At 47.2% G+C, this 16157-nt stretch carries 16 protein-coding genes, 1 pseudogene and 2 other annotated features; of the genes and pseudogenes, 14 read left to right on the top strand and 3 right to left on the bottom strand.

Features of this window, described 5'->3' with window-relative positions:
- Window positions 1-31: 31 nt before the first annotated feature.
- From MKY14_RS22430 to MKY14_RS22415, 4 genes are all read left to right on the top strand, one after another.
- The gene (locus MKY14_RS22430; protein ID WP_248547910.1) at window positions 32-634 is read left to right on the top strand and encodes an RNA polymerase sigma factor; all 603 of its coding nucleotides are present in this window, start codon (window positions 32-34) and stop codon (window positions 632-634) included.
- Window positions 598-1782 (top strand): hypothetical protein, encoded by a 1185-nt coding sequence (locus MKY14_RS22425; protein WP_076302846.1) that lies wholly within the window; start codon window positions 598-600, stop codon window positions 1780-1782. Before MKY14_RS22430 ends, MKY14_RS22425 begins: the two co-directional genes overlap by 37 nt.
- A gap of 715 nt (window positions 1783-2497) precedes the next feature.
- Window positions 2498-3313, top strand: coding sequence for a hypothetical protein (locus MKY14_RS22420; protein WP_076302847.1), 816 nt, complete (start codon window positions 2498-2500; stop codon window positions 3311-3313).
- A 26-nt stretch (window positions 3314-3339) separates the two neighbouring features.
- The gene (locus MKY14_RS22415; RefSeq protein ID WP_340977362.1) at window positions 3340-4146 is read left to right on the top strand and encodes a hypothetical protein; all 807 of its coding nucleotides are present in this window, start codon (window positions 3340-3342) and stop codon (window positions 4144-4146) included.
- Window positions 4147-4183: 37 nt separating this feature from the next.
- Here the strand turns inward: MKY14_RS22415 and MKY14_RS22410 are convergent, their stop codons facing one another.
- Together MKY14_RS22410 and ku are read right to left on the bottom strand one after the other, a co-directional pair.
- Window positions 4184-5131 carry an ATP-dependent DNA ligase gene (locus MKY14_RS22410; RefSeq protein ID WP_076185057.1) on the bottom strand — a complete coding sequence of 316 codons (948 nt, stop codon included), beginning with the start codon at window positions 5129-5131 and terminating at the stop codon, window positions 4184-4186.
- Window positions 5132-5143: 12 nt separating this feature from the next.
- Window positions 5144-6115: a non-homologous end joining protein Ku gene (gene ku, locus MKY14_RS22405; protein WP_076185058.1), complete on the bottom strand. Its 972-nt coding sequence runs from the start codon at window positions 6113-6115 to the stop codon at window positions 5144-5146.
- A gap of 139 nt (window positions 6116-6254) precedes the next feature.
- Here ku and MKY14_RS22400 point away from each other — a divergent pair, with 139 nt between their 5' ends.
- The 8 genes and pseudogenes from MKY14_RS22400 (at window position 6255) to MKY14_RS22365 (ending at window position 12418) form a co-directional block, all read left to right on the top strand.
- Window positions 6255-6425, top strand: a complete 171-nt coding sequence (locus MKY14_RS22400; protein WP_175617343.1) for a hypothetical protein — start codon at window positions 6255-6257, stop codon at window positions 6423-6425.
- A 31-nt stretch (window positions 6426-6456) separates the two neighbouring features.
- Window positions 6457-6642 carry an H-type small acid-soluble spore protein gene (locus tag MKY14_RS22395; protein WP_036676525.1) on the top strand — a complete coding sequence of 62 codons (186 nt, stop codon included), beginning with the start codon at window positions 6457-6459 and terminating at the stop codon, window positions 6640-6642.
- 149 nt (window positions 6643-6791) lie between these two features.
- Window positions 6792-6934, top strand: a pseudogene (locus tag MKY14_RS22390) (multidrug resistance efflux transporter family protein); the annotation flags it as partial.
- A 154-nt stretch (window positions 6935-7088) separates the two neighbouring features.
- On the top strand, window positions 7089-7571 hold the full coding sequence (gene tsaE / locus MKY14_RS22385) for a tRNA (adenosine(37)-N6)-threonylcarbamoyltransferase complex ATPase subunit type 1 TsaE (protein ID WP_076302849.1): 483 nt from the start codon (window positions 7089-7091) through the stop codon (window positions 7569-7571).
- 5 nt (window positions 7572-7576) lie between these two features.
- Window positions 7577-8407, top strand: a complete 831-nt coding sequence (gene tsaB, locus MKY14_RS22380; RefSeq protein WP_076129228.1) for a tRNA (adenosine(37)-N6)-threonylcarbamoyltransferase complex dimerization subunit type 1 TsaB — start codon at window positions 7577-7579, stop codon at window positions 8405-8407.
- Complete coding sequence (gene rimI / locus MKY14_RS22375; protein WP_036676521.1) at window positions 8404-8928, top strand: ribosomal protein S18-alanine N-acetyltransferase; 525 nt, start codon at window positions 8404-8406, stop codon at window positions 8926-8928. Before tsaB ends, rimI begins: the two co-directional genes overlap by 4 nt.
- Window positions 8925-9974 carry a tRNA (adenosine(37)-N6)-threonylcarbamoyltransferase complex transferase subunit TsaD gene (gene tsaD, locus MKY14_RS22370; protein ID WP_076099403.1) on the top strand — a complete coding sequence of 350 codons (1050 nt, stop codon included), beginning with the start codon at window positions 8925-8927 and terminating at the stop codon, window positions 9972-9974. Before rimI ends, tsaD begins: the two co-directional genes overlap by 4 nt.
- Before the next feature lie 42 nt (window positions 9975-10016).
- Window positions 10017-10311, top strand: a binding site (T-box leader).
- A gap of 52 nt (window positions 10312-10363) precedes the next feature.
- Window positions 10364-10646 (top strand) — a binding site (T-box leader).
- 236 nt (window positions 10647-10882) lie between these two features.
- Complete coding sequence (locus tag MKY14_RS22365; RefSeq protein WP_340977361.1) at window positions 10883-12418, top strand: 2-isopropylmalate synthase; 1536 nt, start codon at window positions 10883-10885, stop codon at window positions 12416-12418.
- A 406-nt stretch (window positions 12419-12824) separates the two neighbouring features.
- On the opposite strand, the gene MKY14_RS22360 is transcribed toward MKY14_RS22365, so the two are convergent.
- Window positions 12825-14765, bottom strand: coding sequence for an ABC-F family ATP-binding cassette domain-containing protein (locus MKY14_RS22360; RefSeq protein ID WP_076129226.1), 1941 nt, complete (start codon window positions 14763-14765; stop codon window positions 12825-12827).
- Window positions 14766-15009: 244 nt separating this feature from the next.
- Here MKY14_RS22360 and MKY14_RS22355 point away from each other — a divergent pair, with 244 nt between their 5' ends.
- Both MKY14_RS22355 and moaC read left to right on the top strand, forming a co-directional pair.
- Entirely contained in the window at window positions 15010-15645 is a 636-nt protein-coding gene (locus MKY14_RS22355) for a 5-formyltetrahydrofolate cyclo-ligase (RefSeq protein WP_076129225.1), read from the top strand.
- Window positions 15646-15648: 3 nt separating this feature from the next.
- Window positions 15649-16119 carry a cyclic pyranopterin monophosphate synthase MoaC gene (gene moaC, locus MKY14_RS22350; RefSeq protein ID WP_076129224.1) on the top strand — a complete coding sequence of 157 codons (471 nt, stop codon included), beginning with the start codon at window positions 15649-15651 and terminating at the stop codon, window positions 16117-16119.
- Window positions 16120-16157 lie beyond the last annotated feature (38 nt).

Below are 16157 nucleotides of genomic sequence, written 5' to 3'. Positions count from 1 at the left end.
ATGATCATAAGACTTATAAGGATATACGTTAATGAGAAAGGGGAGTTTGCTGATTTTGGACGGGATCGAGCACACTGTTGTTCGGGTACAGTCAGGCGAGGTAGATTCCTACGCCTTGATCGTCGAGGCTTTTCAAAAGCCGATTTACCGCTATTGCTGTCGGCTGCTTGGGAGCCGTACTGAAGCGGAGGATGCAGTACAGGAAATTCTGGTAAAGGCATATCAGCATATAGGCACATACCGCCCTATCGCGAGCTTCTCTTCATGGCTATATAAAATTGCCTACCATCATTGCCTCAGTCTGATCCGCAAACGTCAAAGCCAAATAAAGTTTATGGCGCTTTTTCAACCAGATCCGCCTGCAGAAAGCCCGGAACAGTTGATGGACCGTTACATATTTAACGAACATCTGACTTTTGCCCTCGAGAAGCTGAAGACAGAGGAGCGAAACCTGTTAGTACTTAGAATCTTTGAGGAACAGAGCTTCCCGGAGATTGCGGAGATTCTGGATAAGAATACTGATGCTGTGAAGAAAAAATACAGGCGAACGATTACGAAGCTTGGCAAAATGCTGAATGCTCAGAAAGGGGGAACGGAATGGTGCGGCAACGAGGCTTTGTTGAAGAGAAAATGATCAAGAAAATGGATGCGGTAGGGAGCTGCGAAGAGCTGGATGTAAAAGCAGCTGTTATGAAGCGGGTAAGAGCAATTCATGAACAACAGAATAGGATTGACGGTGAAAGGACGAACATCGTTATCGAGCTGAATCCGTTTCCAGAACCGGAAGATCCTATTATGCAGAAGCAAAAAGAGATGCCCCAACACCCGTCTAGGTTTAGAAAAAGAGTGCTCACTGGAGTCTCCGCGGCTGTATTGCTAGGGATTATCGGGTTGGGTGCTTTTCAGCTATCTGCTGATGGAGATTTATCGGAACAAGGTAGCCAGGTTACAATTGATATCTCAAAACCCCAAGGTGGTATTATTACACTAGTGAACAGCGGAGGGAAGGCTGTTGTGAAGACGGTGCATAATAATACGCCTGATCCGACAACCTCGCCTGCGATAGAAAAGTATCAGAGCTTATCTATGACTTATAAAGAGCAAGTGCTTGCTCGTTTAAACACTGGGGAAATGGCTGCTTATTATGTGAAGGATGCTGAATTAAATAAGCTGGAGTTAGGGTTAGGCTATGGAAATCAATTGCAGTTTGCTTTTATTTCGCCGGTGTATTCGAAATATCAAGACTTCGTAAAAGAATTAAAAACGGTTGGCGATTTCTGGCCAGGGTTGCCTTCCTCGTTAGCTGATGGTTATGAATTCGAGCAAGGAACTTTTAATGCAGCTCCCCTATACAAGTCGCTAGACACAGAATATGAAGAAATCCTTGAACAATTTCAAAAAAAGGCTACAACCGATAAAACTGGACAAAACTTGTTTATGGAGAAGATAGCTGCAAATTCCATAGATAATGCTGAGGTTACCTACCACAACGGAGATCAAAGAATTACACTATCCTTAAGGCAGAGTGTTTTTAAGGGTTATACCATGCAAGTGTCTATCTTGGAAGGCCAGACTGCTGAAAAATGGTCTGTGACAGGTACAGGTAAAGAGGCAATATTTATCGCGGCGGGTACTGGAAAAGGGAAGAATGCTTGGTCTTCTCAGAATCGATTGTATTGGTATGATGAAGTCACCCAGATGGTTTTTTCTCTAAGCGACAAGCAGGAGAGTAAACTGACTCGTGAGCAATGGCAAAAGATTGCCACCAGTTTTATTCACTAGCTACTGTTCTAACTGTACATTAGGAGAAGCTGTCTCAAAAGTAGTGAATTCTACTTGGGAGGCAGCTTTTTTATGGAATAGGGGAATAATGGATTTTACTGTGCCATGTGACGATATGCCACGCGTAGAGTTCTATGCTAATGGTTGGGACGGTGGGCGATGTGCGATGTGCTATGTATGATTTTCGTGCGGCTTGCAGTAGATGATTTGTGGAATTAGTGGTATATGTGACGGTGGACTATGGGCGATACGTTCTGTGTTTGTGCAATGTATAGAATGCTTTAAACTAATTAGGGAAAAACTCCCTGAAAATAGCCGCTATTTGCTCTAAATGAACGAAATCAGGGAATTCCTCCCTAATAATCAGGAGAATTGCTTTATTCGTTGCCGAATTGGCTGAATTTCAGGGAAGTTTTCCCTAATTATAGGTCCAATGAACAGAAATATCTGAGGTTTAGGGAGAAATTCCCCAATTGTTCTAAAAGTGCTCACTTATTGCATCATTAGGAGCATCACTTGATGCGTCACTTGATGCGTCACTTGTAATGTTAAGAACAAAAAAGAGGCTTTCCCAAGCAACTATTTCATGGCTTTTGGGACAGCCTCTTTTTTGTGAAAAAATGTCCCTTTTTCTAATGTTGGATTGTTATAGAAGTGTAGTTAAAAAACAGGGGTGAAAATACATTTACCTTATTGAAGGAGAGGATGTTAGAAATTGAAGCTCCATTCTGATTTCAAAAAAACAGTTATCGCGTTCTCTGCAGCAATCTTGCTGGGAACAGGAGTGGCCGGGGGTGTGGATGTACCCGGCTTGTCTCTTACAATTGCGGCGGCATCAGGAGCGCAGGTTGCATCACAAACCGATCAGAAGACCCAAAAGGAATTGCAGGCACTCGTAGCTGGAGTGAAGGAAGGTACGCTTTTGGCCTACTACGTACGGGATAAAGTCTCCAATCCACAGGATGCGATCAGCTTCTCTGGCAAAGGGTTTGTTTTTAAGGACTATAAATCCTTTGCTGCGAAGTTTAAAGCGCTAAGGGGTCCGTCTATTCCGCAGCCCGGAAATCTTCCTAAAGGCTTCACTCTGGCGAGAGCCATCATCTATCCACCGGCTGTAGCTAATGATTCAGAGCTGTATTTGCAACTAGAGCAGGAATTGAAGGCAGCAGCGGTTGCTGGTAATTCTAATAAACAGTTGTTTAGTAAAATCATCAGCTGGAACCAGACGAATTTGTCTATGCAGCTGTATGCCAAAGGAAAAGCCAATTTTAGCATTGTAACTGGGTCGCCGCCCGCCAAACTTCCGGAAGGAGCGGTACCTTTTGTAAGAGCCTCGGAATCTAAAAAAGAATTAACGGTCAACGGCAGGAAAGTAGTACTTACAACTGATTCCGCTAAAGACGCAAGCTTTAACACAAAGCTAGTATGGCTGGATAACTCAGGCACGATACAATATACCCTTTCAGACAATCGGGCCAGTACGCTGACGACAAATGAAATGCTGGCGGTAGCTAAAACCATGATCAAATAACCAAGGGGCTAAAGGAGGATATTATAATGATGATTAAGAAAAGCGCGGCGATTACAGCCTTAAGCTTATTAGTATTGATAAGTGCGGTGAGTGGAACAGCAGGCGCAGTGCCTGCGGGGAGTAATAATAAAAGTAAAGCTACCGCACCCGTTGAGCAGAATACGCCCATATCTTCAACGATTGAAGCTTTGATTGCCAAAGAAAATACAGTTCCCTTACAAGCAGGCGAACTTAAGATCCTGTATGTAAATGATAAGAAATCTAATCCACATGAAACCTTGAGTATAAGCTATATGCCATATAGATTCAGTTCTATAAACGAAGCGGCGCAGAAGTTACTTTCATTAAGCGGGAAGTCACTCCTGATACCTACTTCTCTACCAGAGGATTATAAGTTACAGGATGTCGTTTTAAATCCAGTGATTCCAATGTTTTTTAGCTCAGAGTATAAAACCCTTAGGGATCAGTTAAAAGTTAAAGCCCAAGCTGGTGGTAAAAAGGTGATTTCGCAAAGCTTGAAGTGGAGCAATACAGAAACCTCTATCACCTATCTACGAAATGGAGAGAGATTGAATTTAAGATCTGCACCTGCATACACGCTACCGGAAGGGGTGACTTTGGCCCAGCTGCCTGGGGATCAGGATGAGAGCTTGACCATCAACGGGGTTGAGGCGATTTACACAGTTTTTGGGCCTCATCAGGGTGATCTTAAAGTCCAGCTGGTATGGTCCAGTGCTGATGGAAGTGTCGATTATACACTTACGAGTACAAAAAATACTGCGCAGACAAAGGCAGAGCTTGAGGCCCTTGTAACAAGTTTTACAGCACAATAAGAAACGTCCTCCCATTTCAGATTGGGAGGACGTTCTTTTATCCTTTTTGCTCCATTGTGCATGCCTCCGGGGGAAGATTCACTTTAGCTTGAGTAACAGGCTGACGCAGAGTGCCCGAGGTGTTCCATTCCAGAAAATGAACTTTGAAGACGAGCTCCGGCTTTATCCAAAAAGCACCCTTACCTCGTTGTGGAACATCTGCAAAGGGCATCCGATCCAGCTTAAGGCGGTGTGCCTCCGCAGTTAAGTCGCGTTTATCCTGCACAGTCAATTTTCCCGGACCGGCATGTCCGATATAATGCAAATTTCCTTTATCATCATAAAGACCAAGAAGCAGTGCGTTGACGATACCGTCACGGAACGTCACACCCCCGGCTACAGCTGTAATATCAGAACTGATTTTGCGTTTCTGCCAACGTTTATCTTTTCCGCCCGGAGCATAAGTGCTGTTGATGTCCTTGCAGACGATTCCTTCCAAGCCCTGGTTCTGAGTGGCGGCGAACAGTTCTGTAGGATCGGTATAACTTGGCACAGCTTGAACATGGGGATGCGGCAGCAGAATGTCACTTAACAGCTGCTGCCGCAAGAATAATGGTTGATCCATCGTCGATTGGCCATTATAAAACAGAATATCAAATATCATATAAATGACAGGAACCTGATGCCTAACGACGGAAATCGTGGAACCGTTTTTCAAACTGTCCCTCCGCATCACCTCATGAAATGAGGGTTTGCCGTCCTTGAGCGCGATAATCTCACCATCAAGAATCACGGAGTCAGCCTTGCAGTAAGCAGATACATCAATAAGTTCTGGATATTGCGTGGTACGGTAATTGCCACGTCTGTTAATAAGCTGAGTAGTGCTTCCATCGTAATAGGACAACATCCGTACGCCGTCCCATTTAATTTGTGCGATCCACTGGTCACCTGCTGGAAGCTGCCCAGCCAGTATAGGTTCAAAAGGAATAATGGGCTGAAGCTTCATCCGCAGAGCCTCCTAAGATACGGTTGTTTTGCTTTTCGTGCTGCGGCGTTTCGGTTTTGGCGTGATGACTGGAGTCGGCCCGGAGACCTCGTTTTGCTGCTCCGCAGGTTCCGCGGCGGTTGTTTTGGTCTTGGCTGTTTTTCTTTTGGCAGCAGGAGCCGCTTTAGTTTTGGTTTTTGTGTTGCCTGTTAATGAAGGACCAGGGTCTGAAGGAATATGCTGCACAGCTTGAATACTAGCCTGCAAGGCAGCCATTAGATCAATCACATTGCTTTCCTGTTTAGCAGGAGCGATATGAAATTCCTCGCCTGCAATTTTATGTGAGATCAGATCAAGCATACGCTGGCGATAATCATCGGTATATTTTGCCGGATCAAAAGGAGTGGATAGCTGTGAGATCAGCAGCTTAGCCATTTCCAGCTCTTTATCGTTCACTGTCCCTGCTTCGGGCAGACCAGGCACTTGCGAGATCGGCCGCACCTCATCAGGATAAAAAATGGTCTCAATCGCAAGGCAATCCTCAAGCACACGGATCGCTGCCAGACTGCTTTTTGAGCGGATTGAAATTTTGGCGATACCAATTTTACCTGTCTGCTTCATGGCCTCCATAAGAAGTCGATAAGCATTTGAGCCTGCCTGATCCGGGGATAAATAGTAGGTTTTTTGAAAATAAATCGGATCGATCTCCGTCAGGTCTACAAAGTCGAGAATGGAGATGCTTTTACTGGTCTCGTCGGATAGTTGATCCAATTCCTCTTTGTCGAAGAGCACAAACTTCCCTTTTTCATACTCATATCCTTTACCGATCTCTTCCCAAGCTACCTCTTTGTCACACACCGGGCATTTGCGTACATACGACAGCGGGCTGCCACACTCCTTATGGATATAACGCAGAGAAATGTCCTTGTCTTCCGTAGCGGAGAACATTTTAACCGGAACATGCACAAGCCCGAAGCTGATGGCTCCTTTCCAAACGGTATGCATGAGAAACACCTCCTGATCTAAGTTGATTTGCTTTGGGTTAGTATGAGGCAGGAAAGGCTTTTCTAGCCGGGTGCATTTTTTGAGAAGCTTGGGAAAAAATAAACTCGGACCTGTGAAGTTGAGGAGGAGAATCTAAGGTATGGAACCAAGAGATAACGAATGGAGCGATGCGCTGAGCGAGCAGGATATTCCGGCCACAGTTGTGGATTGGGAGAGCATTATTGCGTCCACGGAGGCCAGTCAGGTTTCCGATTCGGAAAAGCTAGATGCGGAACGAACCCTCGAAGATACGTCACCCTTAGAATCGTAAACTTTAGGAAAGATAAAGGAGGAGAACAGTTGTGGACGTCAAACGGGCACAGGATATTTATGCTTCTAAAGAAACTGTAAGTGTACATTTGGATGGGGAGCCTGTATGGATTGAACATGTGGATGAAGAGAACGGAATGGCTACGGTACAAGTTGGCTCTCGACCAACCAATACGCACACTGTGGGTGTTGAACGACTCGAAGAGCAAGAGCACTAACAAAGGTCTACTTAGAGCGTACGTTAAAGCTGAATTATAGTTTTTAAAAAAAGAGACTTTTTATGCTTAAGTTTGCGTAAAGGTCTCTTTTTGATTTGGAGCATAACTGACATCAAGGTTGACGGTGTAAGATTTAAACCAATATATTGGATCAGGCAGGACAGTCCATTATTGTTGCGCTGTGTTCAGGAGTTATTGCCACAGTATTATTCTTTCAGGCTACAGATATGGTAGGAGCAGCATGAGCGGATTAGCGGCAGTCGAAGCCACCCAATCTCGCAGCGTTCGGTATCGAAATTCAGCTTAACCACGCAAGTGAAGAAGAGGGCTGTACCTCCTTCGGCTTAAACAATGGGCAGGGACAGTTGTTGCGGTGGATGGACCATACCGATATAATTGAATGTAATGGTTTTCGACAGGTATATTTTAAAAGGTGGTAGTTGTAGTTGGACAAAACAGTCGAAACGGTGTTCACTTACCGTTCTTATAATCTGCAGGATACGGAGCAACTGGCAAGTGCAATAGCTGCTGCTTCAACGGCAGGCATGGTTATCGGTTTGGACGGTGATCTAGGCGCAGGAAAAACGGCCTTCTCGCAAGGTTACGCTCGCCATCTTGGAGTGAAAGGGATCGTAAACAGTCCTACTTTTACTATTATTAAAGAGTACGAAGGTCGTCTGCCGTTATATCACATGGATGTATATCGGATTTCACTTCAGGAAGCAGATGAGCTTGGATTGGATGAGTATTTCTATGGTCAGGGTGTTTGTTTGGTAGAATGGAGTAGTATTATTACGGATTTAATGCCGCCGCGGCATATGCATATATACATGGAAACAGTTGGACCGGAGGAACGAATCATTACGGTGACCGGAATCGGGGAGCCTTATGGTGAACTTTGCCGGGAGCTGATCCAGAAGTGGGGTTAATAAAAATGACGAACGAGAATACAGAGCCGCGCAAGCGGCTTTTAGCGCTGGATACATCAACTGCCGTATTGGGGGTTGCAGTGACCGAGAATGGAGAATTATTGCATGAAATTAATGCTTCCGGTGAACGGAATCATTCGGTGCATTTGCTGCCGATTATAGAGCAGGCGCTGCAAGCTTCGGGAACAACCGTTGCTAATCTGGGCGGGATTGCGGTTGGTGTGGGCCCGGGATCTTATACGGGAACACGGATCGCGGTTACCGCTGCCAAAACACTGGCTTGGGCATGGAATGTCCCGGTAGTTGGTATTTCGAGCCTGCATGCTGTGGCATGGGGTGGGTATGAAACAGCCCTTAAGAATAAGACGACAGCAGAGTCAGGACAAGCCACTGCGAACAGTGGCTACGGTCCAGACTGGATCATTCCACTGATGGATGCGCGTCGGGGACAGGTCTACACAGGATTATTCGCAGCGGATGGGAATAGTTCTCTTAGCCGCCTTGAACCAGATGCCATCCGGTTGATGGCCGACTGGGTGGAGTACTTGGCAGAACGTTTACAACAGGCTTCAGCTGAAGGAACTAAACCAGCTATTCTATGGTTTGTTGGAGAAACCGCTGTACATGGCAGCGAAGAATCACTACATCCGCTGGCGGAACTCGGCACTTCTGTAGCTATTCCATATGAGCTGGAGGGCCGCTGGACAGGCTTCCTTGGTGAAGCCCGGCTGCAAGTAGAGAATGATGATATTCATAGCTTGATCCCTAACTATACTCAGATTTCGGAAGCGGAGGCCAATCTGCGGTTAAGTAGTAAAGGAGGCTTAAAACGATGACGGAAGTGGAATCATTGAGAGCACAAGAGGCTGACCTTGTTTTTCGTCTGATGAAGCTGGAGGATATTCCGGACATTCTTATTATTGAGCGCGAAGCCTTTACCATGCCGTGGACGGAGGAAGCTTTCCGGAATGAGCTGACGCATAATCATTTTGCTAAATACATGGTCATGGAGCTGGCAGGTCATATAATTGGCTATGCTGGAATGTGGGCTATCGTGGATGAGGCGCATGTGACGAATATTGCCTTACTCGAAGCTTATCGTGGACGTAAATGGGGGGAGCGCCTGTTGGAGGAGTTAATGAATACAGCCTCTTACGTAGGCATGAAATCCATTACGCTTGAGGTGCGGGTATCCAACGAGGTAGCTCAGAATTTATATCGTAAAAAAGGCTTTCGTTCTGCCGGTACGCGCAAAGGATATTATTCCGATAATCGCGAGGATGCACTCATTATGTGGGCGGATCTACCGGAGTATAAGGAGCATGGCTATTTGGAAGGAAGCGTGGACTTGAAATGAAGACAGAAACGGGCGCAGCTCAACCTGTACTAATACTTGCTATAGAGACCAGTTGTGATGAAACCTCGGTGGCCGTGGTCAAAAACGGATCAGAAGTGTTATCCAACATCATCTCGAGTCAAATAGAGACACATCGTGCTTTTGGGGGCGTGGTGCCAGAAGTGGCTTCCCGTAAACATGTGGAGGTAATTACGCTCGTAATCGAGGAAGCGCTCGCCAAGGCAGGCGTTACACCCGAACAATTGACTGCGGTAGCGGTGACTCAAGGCCCGGGTTTGGTGGGAGCTTTACTGGTCGGGGTAGTAGCGGCTAAAAGCCTTGCTCTTGCATGGGGCAAGCCGTTAATTGGCACGCATCATATTGCAGGCCACATCTATGCTAACCGCCTGGTTGCAGAGTTGCAGTATCCATGTATGACACTAGTGGTGTCAGGTGGACATACGGAACTGGTTCATATGGAGCGTGAGGGTGAGTTTCGAATTATCGGCCGCACGCGTGATGATGCTGTAGGTGAAGCATATGATAAAGTGGCTCGGGCGCTAGGGTTCCCTTATCCCGGCGGACCCCATGTAGATCGCCTGGCACGCGAAGCGACGGAAGTTGTTGCATTGCCGCGGGTATGGCTGGAGCCGAACTCTTATGATTTCAGCTTCAGCGGTCTAAAATCGGCGGTGCTGAATGTGGTAAATCAGAGCAAAATGAAAGGTCTTGAACCCAATGTCGCAGGCATCGCCCGGGGGTTCCAAGAATCCGTAGTTGAAGTGCTGGTGGAAAAGGCGGTACGCGCCGTTAAAGCCACTAACTCCAGACAGTTATTGCTCTGTGGGGGGGTCGCTGCTAATGGCGGACTCCGCTCGGCATTAATTTCGCGCTGTGAAACGGAGGGCATTGAACTTATTATTCCTCCACCGGTGTATTGCACGGATAATGCGGCGATGATTGGAGCGGCTGCATACGTGAAGTGGCAGCATGACGGTGGAATACCGCTGGATATGGTAGCTGACCCTGGATTCTCACTGGAACAATGGTCTGTATCTGCCTATTGACATCATTTGGAGCTAACGAGTATAATCAGTTCAATTAAACAAGCAAACGCGATGAGCGGAAGTAGTAAGGATACTCTGGGATAAGAGAACTGCGGGTGGGTGCAACGCAGTCGAAGGAGTCCTGAACTCGTCTGGGAGCGGAGCGGTGGAAGCATTACTGGCAATTGTCGCCGGAACGTTTGTACACCGTTTACGGGTAACCTCCGTGATAGGGTGGTCTAGTACCTAACATACTGGACCGTAGAGTGGATGTTCAATTGGAATCGGCAGGAACTTAGCCGATACAGAGCATCAACAAGAGTGGTACCGCGAAGGTTAACAGCCTGTCGTCTCTTGAATGAGATGGCAGGCTTTTTTGTATGGATTTAGAGTGGTGAGTAATTTATATAATACACGCTAAGAACGGGAGTAGTAGAGTTTGACGGTGAACAGAGAGCTGCGGGTTGGTGCGACGCAGTCACCGGATTTCTTGAAGCTCGCCCGGGAGCGGAGCGGCGGAACAAAGAGTACGCTGCCTACGGCTGTCCTCGTTATCGGACCTTTCCGGATTTAAGCTGGCATGCCAGCTTGAACCGGGAAGAAGAGCTGGACGCAGCTTTGAGGCTTGTTATTAGTGACAGCCGATGCGTCAAAAAGAGTGGTACCGCGGAGGGGTAACCCGCCGTCTCTTTATTAGAGACGGCGGGTTTTTGCGTTCTTGTAGAAGAAGTCCGGGGAATGGACTCAACGCTACATAAGACGCCAAAAGTGAACACTCTGCACATTGTGCAGAGATTCATTTGTTTCAGCTGCCGGCAGCAGTGGGTGGGAAATGAGCAGAACCGCAAGTCGACGTGTGGTTCTGCGCTGAAGCATAGGATAGAGATAAGGCATCCAATTACATGAAAACAAAACTAGGAGGAATTCAGATGATTATTCCAGTTAAGAAACGTATTCAAATTTTCGATACGACCCTGCGTGACGGTGAGCAGGCCCCTGGGGCTAGTCTGACTCCTGAACAAAAAATATTACTGGCCTATAAGCTCGCTGATCTGGGTGTTGATGTAATGGAGCCGGGGTTCCCGGTATCGAGTCCTGGAGATTTTGCAGCGGTGCAGACGATTTCGCGCAAGGTGCGCAACGTGGAGATTTGTGGTTTCGCGCGGGCCGTAAAAGGAGACATCGATGCTGCAGTCCGGGCGACTCAAGACGCTGAACGTCGGCGGATTCACTTGTTCATCTCCTCTTCTGATATTCATTTGCAGCATCAACTGCGTATGAGCAGAGCTGAAGTCGTAGCTAAAGCGCGCGAGATGACGGCTTATGCGCGACAATTCTGTGATGTAGTTGAATTCACGGCCATGGACGCTGCGCGGACAGGGATTGATGATCTGATTGAAATGGTTGAAGCAGTTATAGAGGAAGGGGCCTCCATTATTAACCTGCCGGATACAGTAGGATACGCATTGCCACATGAATATGGCGAGATGTTCCGGAGAGTGCGGCAGGGAGCAAGAGGCGGCGGCAAGGTCAGCTATAGTGCCCACTGTCACAATGACTTGGGGCTGGCTGTAGCTAACAGTCTGGCAGCGATTGATGGAGGGGCGACTCAGATAGAAGTCACCGTGAATGGTGTAGGCGAGCGCACAGGGAACTGCGCACTGGAAGAGCTTGTTATGGCGCTCGAAACCCGCGGCGATGCAATCGGTGCAGAAACAGGCATCGTGCTCGATAAACTGTATGATACTTCACGGCTGATTAGTGGAGCGATGCATTTTCCAATCGCCTATAACAAGCCGGTCGTCGGAAGAAATGCCTTCCAGCATGAATCCGGGATTCATCAGGATGGCCTGCTCAAGGATCGTAGTACCTATGAGATTATGGATCCCGAACGGCTGGGCATCCCCCGCAGCATGATCATTCTGGGCAAACATTCTGGCAGACATGCGCTGAAGGATCGGGCTGCGAAGTATGGAATAACGCTGGAGCCTGCGGAGCTGGATGCACTTTATGAGTCCTTTAAAGAGACCGCTGACCGTCAAAAGGTCGTCAGTGATGACCAGCTGCTGCAAATGGTAAGCAGTACAACTGGACAACAAGCTCAGGTCTATGAGCTGGGTGAGGTTCAGGTATTGGCGGGCAGTGCCCAGCGCCGTGTAGCTGCAGTTACGGTACGCCATCTGCAGACTTGCCGGGAAACGTCACATACCAGCACTGGTGAAGGCCCGCTTGAAGCGATTATCGCCGCTATTGGGCAAGGGATTGCTGAGGAGATAGACTTTGCAGGACTCGAGCTTCATTCGCTTGGAAGCGGAGAGAATGCGCAAGCAGAAGCAGCGGTGATGGTGGAGTGGGAGGGCCTTAAATTCAGAGGCACGGCCACTCACCAAGATATAATTATGGCGGCAGGCATCGCTTATATCGCAGCCTGTAATGCTGCCCTGCTCTCTACACAGATTGTCTAAAATACGACGTGCCCGCTGTCAGTTTAGGAGATAGCGGGTTCTTTTTTAGCATAAAATCAGTCTTGTAAAATGGGGTTACGTCTTTTGTCAAGTTGTGGACAACGTTATCCACATATTCTGCCTGAGTTGTGTAAAAAGTGCGTAAAATCAGCAATAACGGCTTTTTTCAAAATGCTCTAATAAACAATTTTGTTGGCAATGAAACACTGTGAGAATTGTGGATAATGTGGATAGATCCGTGGATAATAATTCCTTTTCCTTGAAAATACCGATTTAACGCATAAAAAAGACCCCGAAGGGTCTTTTGAAGTAGGGAGTTATACACGGAACCTGTGTATAGAGCTGTGGATAACTATTTATGAACAAATCTAGAACGATGAAAAAATATTTATAAGGAGGATTTACATTATTCGTCAGCAAGGATTTCCCATTCGCTAAAGAAATCTGTCAGCTGAGATTTTTTGTTCTTCAGGTCCTCTTCATAACCTTGAAGTGCTAAATAATCCTGATAAACTTCAGGTTTAGTCATTTCATGCTCTATAAATACGATTGATTCTTCAAGTGAGGCGATGTTCTCCTCAAGCTCTGCGATACGCCGTTTGCGGTTACGCTCTTCACGCTTAGCCTGCTTGTCTGCTTCAAAAGAGGTTACAGCGCTTTTTTCAGGTACAGCAGCGTCCTTATTGACGTTTTTAGTAGCTAGTTCAGCGGCATCTTTTGCAATCTCTTCTAATTCTCGTTTCTTCTCGACATAGTCATCGTAGTTGCCGAGGTATTGGTCGATCCCTTCGGGATGCAGCTCCAGTACCCGTTCCGCCATTTTGTTCAAAAAATAACGGTCATGGGAGATGAACAGCAGGGTGCCTTCGAAATCAATTAAAGCAGATTCCAGAACCTCACGGCTGACCAGATCCAAATGGTTGGTAGGTTCATCGAGAATTAGCATATTTGCACCGCGGAGCATTAGTTTAGATAAGGAAACCCGAGCTTTTTCGCCGCCGCTGAGTGCGGAAATCTTCTTAAGAACATCCTCTCCGCTAAAAAGGAAATTACCAAGGATCGTACGAATTCTGGCTTCCTCGATCATTGGATATTCACTCCACAGTTCTTCCATAACCGTATTTTGTGGATTAAGGCGGGTCTGTTCCTGATCATAATAAGCAATTTTTACTTTAGTGCCCCAATTCACCGTTCCAGCAGAAGGCTCACGGGTTCCGGTCATACACTGCAGCAGTGTGGATTTACCGATACCATTGGGACCGATCAGGGCAGCAGTCTCCCCGCGACGAAGCTCAAAAGAAGCGTCCTTGAATAAAGGTGAACCTTCATTAAAGGCAACCGCAACATTGCGCACTTGAAGCACCTCTTTTCCAGACATGAAGTCTGGCTCAAAGGAGAAGCTAGCCTTCTTCAGATCGCCCATTGGACGATCTAGACGATCCATCTTCTCAAGCGCTTTGCGTCTGCTCTGCGCACGTTTTGTGGTGGAAGCCCGGACAATATTTTTCTGAACGAAATCCTCCATTCGAGAAATTTCATCCTGTTGCTTCTCATATTGCTTCATCCGTGCTTCATATTCGGCAGCCTTCAAATCTACATAACGACTGTAGTTACCCGTATAACGCCGGGACTGGTGCCGCTCGATCTCTACAATAGTGGTCACGAGACGGTCTAGGAAATAACGGTCATGGGATACAACCAGAATCCCGCCAGCATAGCTGCGGAGGTAATCCTCCAGCCACGTTAACGTTTCGATATCCAGATGGTTAGTAGGCTCATCCAGCATCAGAAGATCTGGAGCCTGAAGCAAAATACGGGCCAGCGCGAGCCGGGTTTTTTGGCCTCCACTAAGGGTAGAAATGGGTGTATCTGGTGGGAAATCACTGAAGCCCATGCCGTGTAGGACACTGCGAATCCGTGTATTCATTTCATAGCCGCCGTGGTCCTTGAACCAATCCGAGCGCCGCGCATATCGTTCAAGCAGTTCTTCGTACCGCTTGGGGTCTTCCGCGAGCTTAGGATCAGCAATACTTACTTCTAACTCTCTCAGCTCAGTTTCGGCTTCGATCAGCGGAGCGAAGACCGCCATCATTTCTTCATGAATGGTTTTGTCAGATTGCAGTCCGCTATTCTGAGCTAAATATCCGATTGTTGTTTCTTTTGATTTATGAATTTGACCGCTGTCATAAGACATCTCACCGGCCAGAATTTGTAGAAAAGTTGATTTGCCGGCACCATTCACACCCACTAGCCCGACACGTTCCTTTTCATTTACCTGTAGGCTTATGCCATCCAGTACGTTCTGTATACCATATGATTTAGTAATTCCTGTCGCTTGAAGAAGCATAACGATGAAACCTCCACCCTTGCATATTTCGCCTTGGTATTTATCCCTCAGCCGTATGAACAACTTATTCTATAGTTTACATGAAAAGCGTTTCCCAAGCGAGGGTTCGATCTAATGTAAGGAGGGAATAACGACCTAGTCCGATAACACAGTTCTATCCACCTTGGCGAACCGGGGAGAAGAGTGGTAAACTGGATTTACAAACAAGGATAAGCTAGGGATGAATAAGAGGGGGAGGCCGACAATGTCCAGCAAGGAGTCGGAGATCTCCAAAGTAAAGCAACAATTACGAACGGAGAAGACCATCGCCCGAAACGAGCTGTCTTCGGACCAGAGAAGTAAACTATCATCTGAAGTCTGCCACTATGCATTGGAGTGGCTGGAGACGAAGGGTATAACTTCACTAATGGCCTATGTGTCTTTTCGTTCAGAGCTTGATACCCGCCCACTTATCACACAGGCGTGGAAAGATCAGCGTAAGGTGCTGTTGCCGCGTGTAATTCCAGCAAGTGGTGAAATGAGTGTCCACGCGGTGAATGCATGGAGCGATTTAGAGCCGGGGGCTTATGGAATCCATGAACCTATTGTCTCTAGCAGAGATTTATTAGAGATTGAAGAGATTAAGCTACCTGCTGTTGTGTTCGTACCAGGGCTAGCATTTGATCTTCAAGGCGGCAGGCTTGGCTACGGTCGAGGATACTATGACCGGCTACGTGCGTCTTGGGAGAAAGCCGGGTACGTTAGCGCACAGCCCCCGATATGGATCGGGTTAGCTTACGGCATGCAGTTGGTTCCAAGGGTGCCGATGGATGAGCATGACGCTTTAATGGACATGCTGATTACTGAAAATGGTATAGTGCACTGCCGAAAAGGAGAGTGAGCCATGGAATTGACCCATTTCAACGAGCAGGGAAGAGCTCGTATGGTGGATGTGAGTGAGAAGGAGATTACGAAGCGGACAGCTGTCGCGCGGAGTATGATCAAGATGGCTGCTGGAACGCTGAGCGCCATTAAGAGTGGCAAGATCAGCAAAGGTGATGTCCTTGCTGTTGCACAGATCGCCGGGATTATGGCGGCTAAGAAGACGTCAGACTGGATTCCGATGTGCCACCCGCTGCCACTTACCGGTATTGATATCAGCTTCTCCGATAACAGCGAAGATGAACTTTATATAGAAGCAACAGTCCGTACTACAGGAAAAACCGGAGTAGAGATGGAAGCCTTAACCGCTGTTTCTGCCTCAGCACTAACGGTGTACGACATGTGTAAGGCTATTCAGAAGGATATGATTATCGGACCGACGCTTCTGGTATCTAAGAGCGGGGGCAAGAACGGAGATTATGCGCTCGAATAAGTATCAGCTGCTTTTGTTCGAAGCGCTGAGGCGAGCAG

This window comes from Paenibacillus sp. FSL R5-0887 (genome assembly GCF_038002305.1).
Lineage (GTDB): Bacteria > Bacillota > Bacilli > Paenibacillales > Paenibacillaceae > Paenibacillus_AQ > Paenibacillus_AQ odorifer.
The sequence above is the reverse complement of the archived record's forward strand: the minus strand, read 5'-3'. Positions and strand labels throughout refer to the sequence as shown.

Bases quoted from the DNA above. Each gene is read 5' to 3' on its own strand.
- MKY14_RS22430 (WP_248547910.1), top strand. From the start codon at position 32: ATGAGAAAGGGGAGTTTGCTGATTTTGGACGGGATCGAGCACACTGTT.
- MKY14_RS22425 (WP_076302846.1), top strand. From the start codon at position 598: ATGGTGCGGCAACGAGGCTTTGTTGAAGAGAAAATGATCAAGAAAATG.
- MKY14_RS22415 (WP_340977362.1), top strand. From the start codon at position 3,340: ATGATGATTAAGAAAAGCGCGGCGATTACAGCCTTAAGCTTATTAGTA.
- MKY14_RS22410 (WP_076185057.1), bottom strand. From the start codon at position 5,131: ATGAAGCTTCAGCCCATTATTCCTTTTGAACCTATACTGGCTGGGCAG.
- ku (WP_076185058.1), bottom strand. From the start codon at position 6,115: ATGCATACCGTTTGGAAAGGAGCCATCAGCTTCGGGCTTGTGCATGTT.
- MKY14_RS22400 (WP_175617343.1), top strand. From the start codon at position 6,255: ATGGAACCAAGAGATAACGAATGGAGCGATGCGCTGAGCGAGCAGGAT.
- tsaB (WP_076129228.1), top strand. From the start codon at position 7,577: ATGACGAACGAGAATACAGAGCCGCGCAAGCGGCTTTTAGCGCTGGAT.
- rimI (WP_036676521.1), top strand. From the start codon at position 8,404: ATGACGGAAGTGGAATCATTGAGAGCACAAGAGGCTGACCTTGTTTTT.
- tsaD (WP_076099403.1), top strand. From the start codon at position 8,925: ATGAAGACAGAAACGGGCGCAGCTCAACCTGTACTAATACTTGCTATA.
- MKY14_RS22365 (WP_340977361.1), top strand. From the start codon at position 10,883: ATGATTATTCCAGTTAAGAAACGTATTCAAATTTTCGATACGACCCTG.
- MKY14_RS22360 (WP_076129226.1), bottom strand. From the start codon at position 14,765: ATGCTTCTTCAAGCGACAGGAATTACTAAATCATATGGTATACAGAAC.
- MKY14_RS22355 (WP_076129225.1), top strand. From the start codon at position 15,010: ATGTCCAGCAAGGAGTCGGAGATCTCCAAAGTAAAGCAACAATTACGA.
- moaC (WP_076129224.1), top strand. From the start codon at position 15,649: ATGGAATTGACCCATTTCAACGAGCAGGGAAGAGCTCGTATGGTGGAT.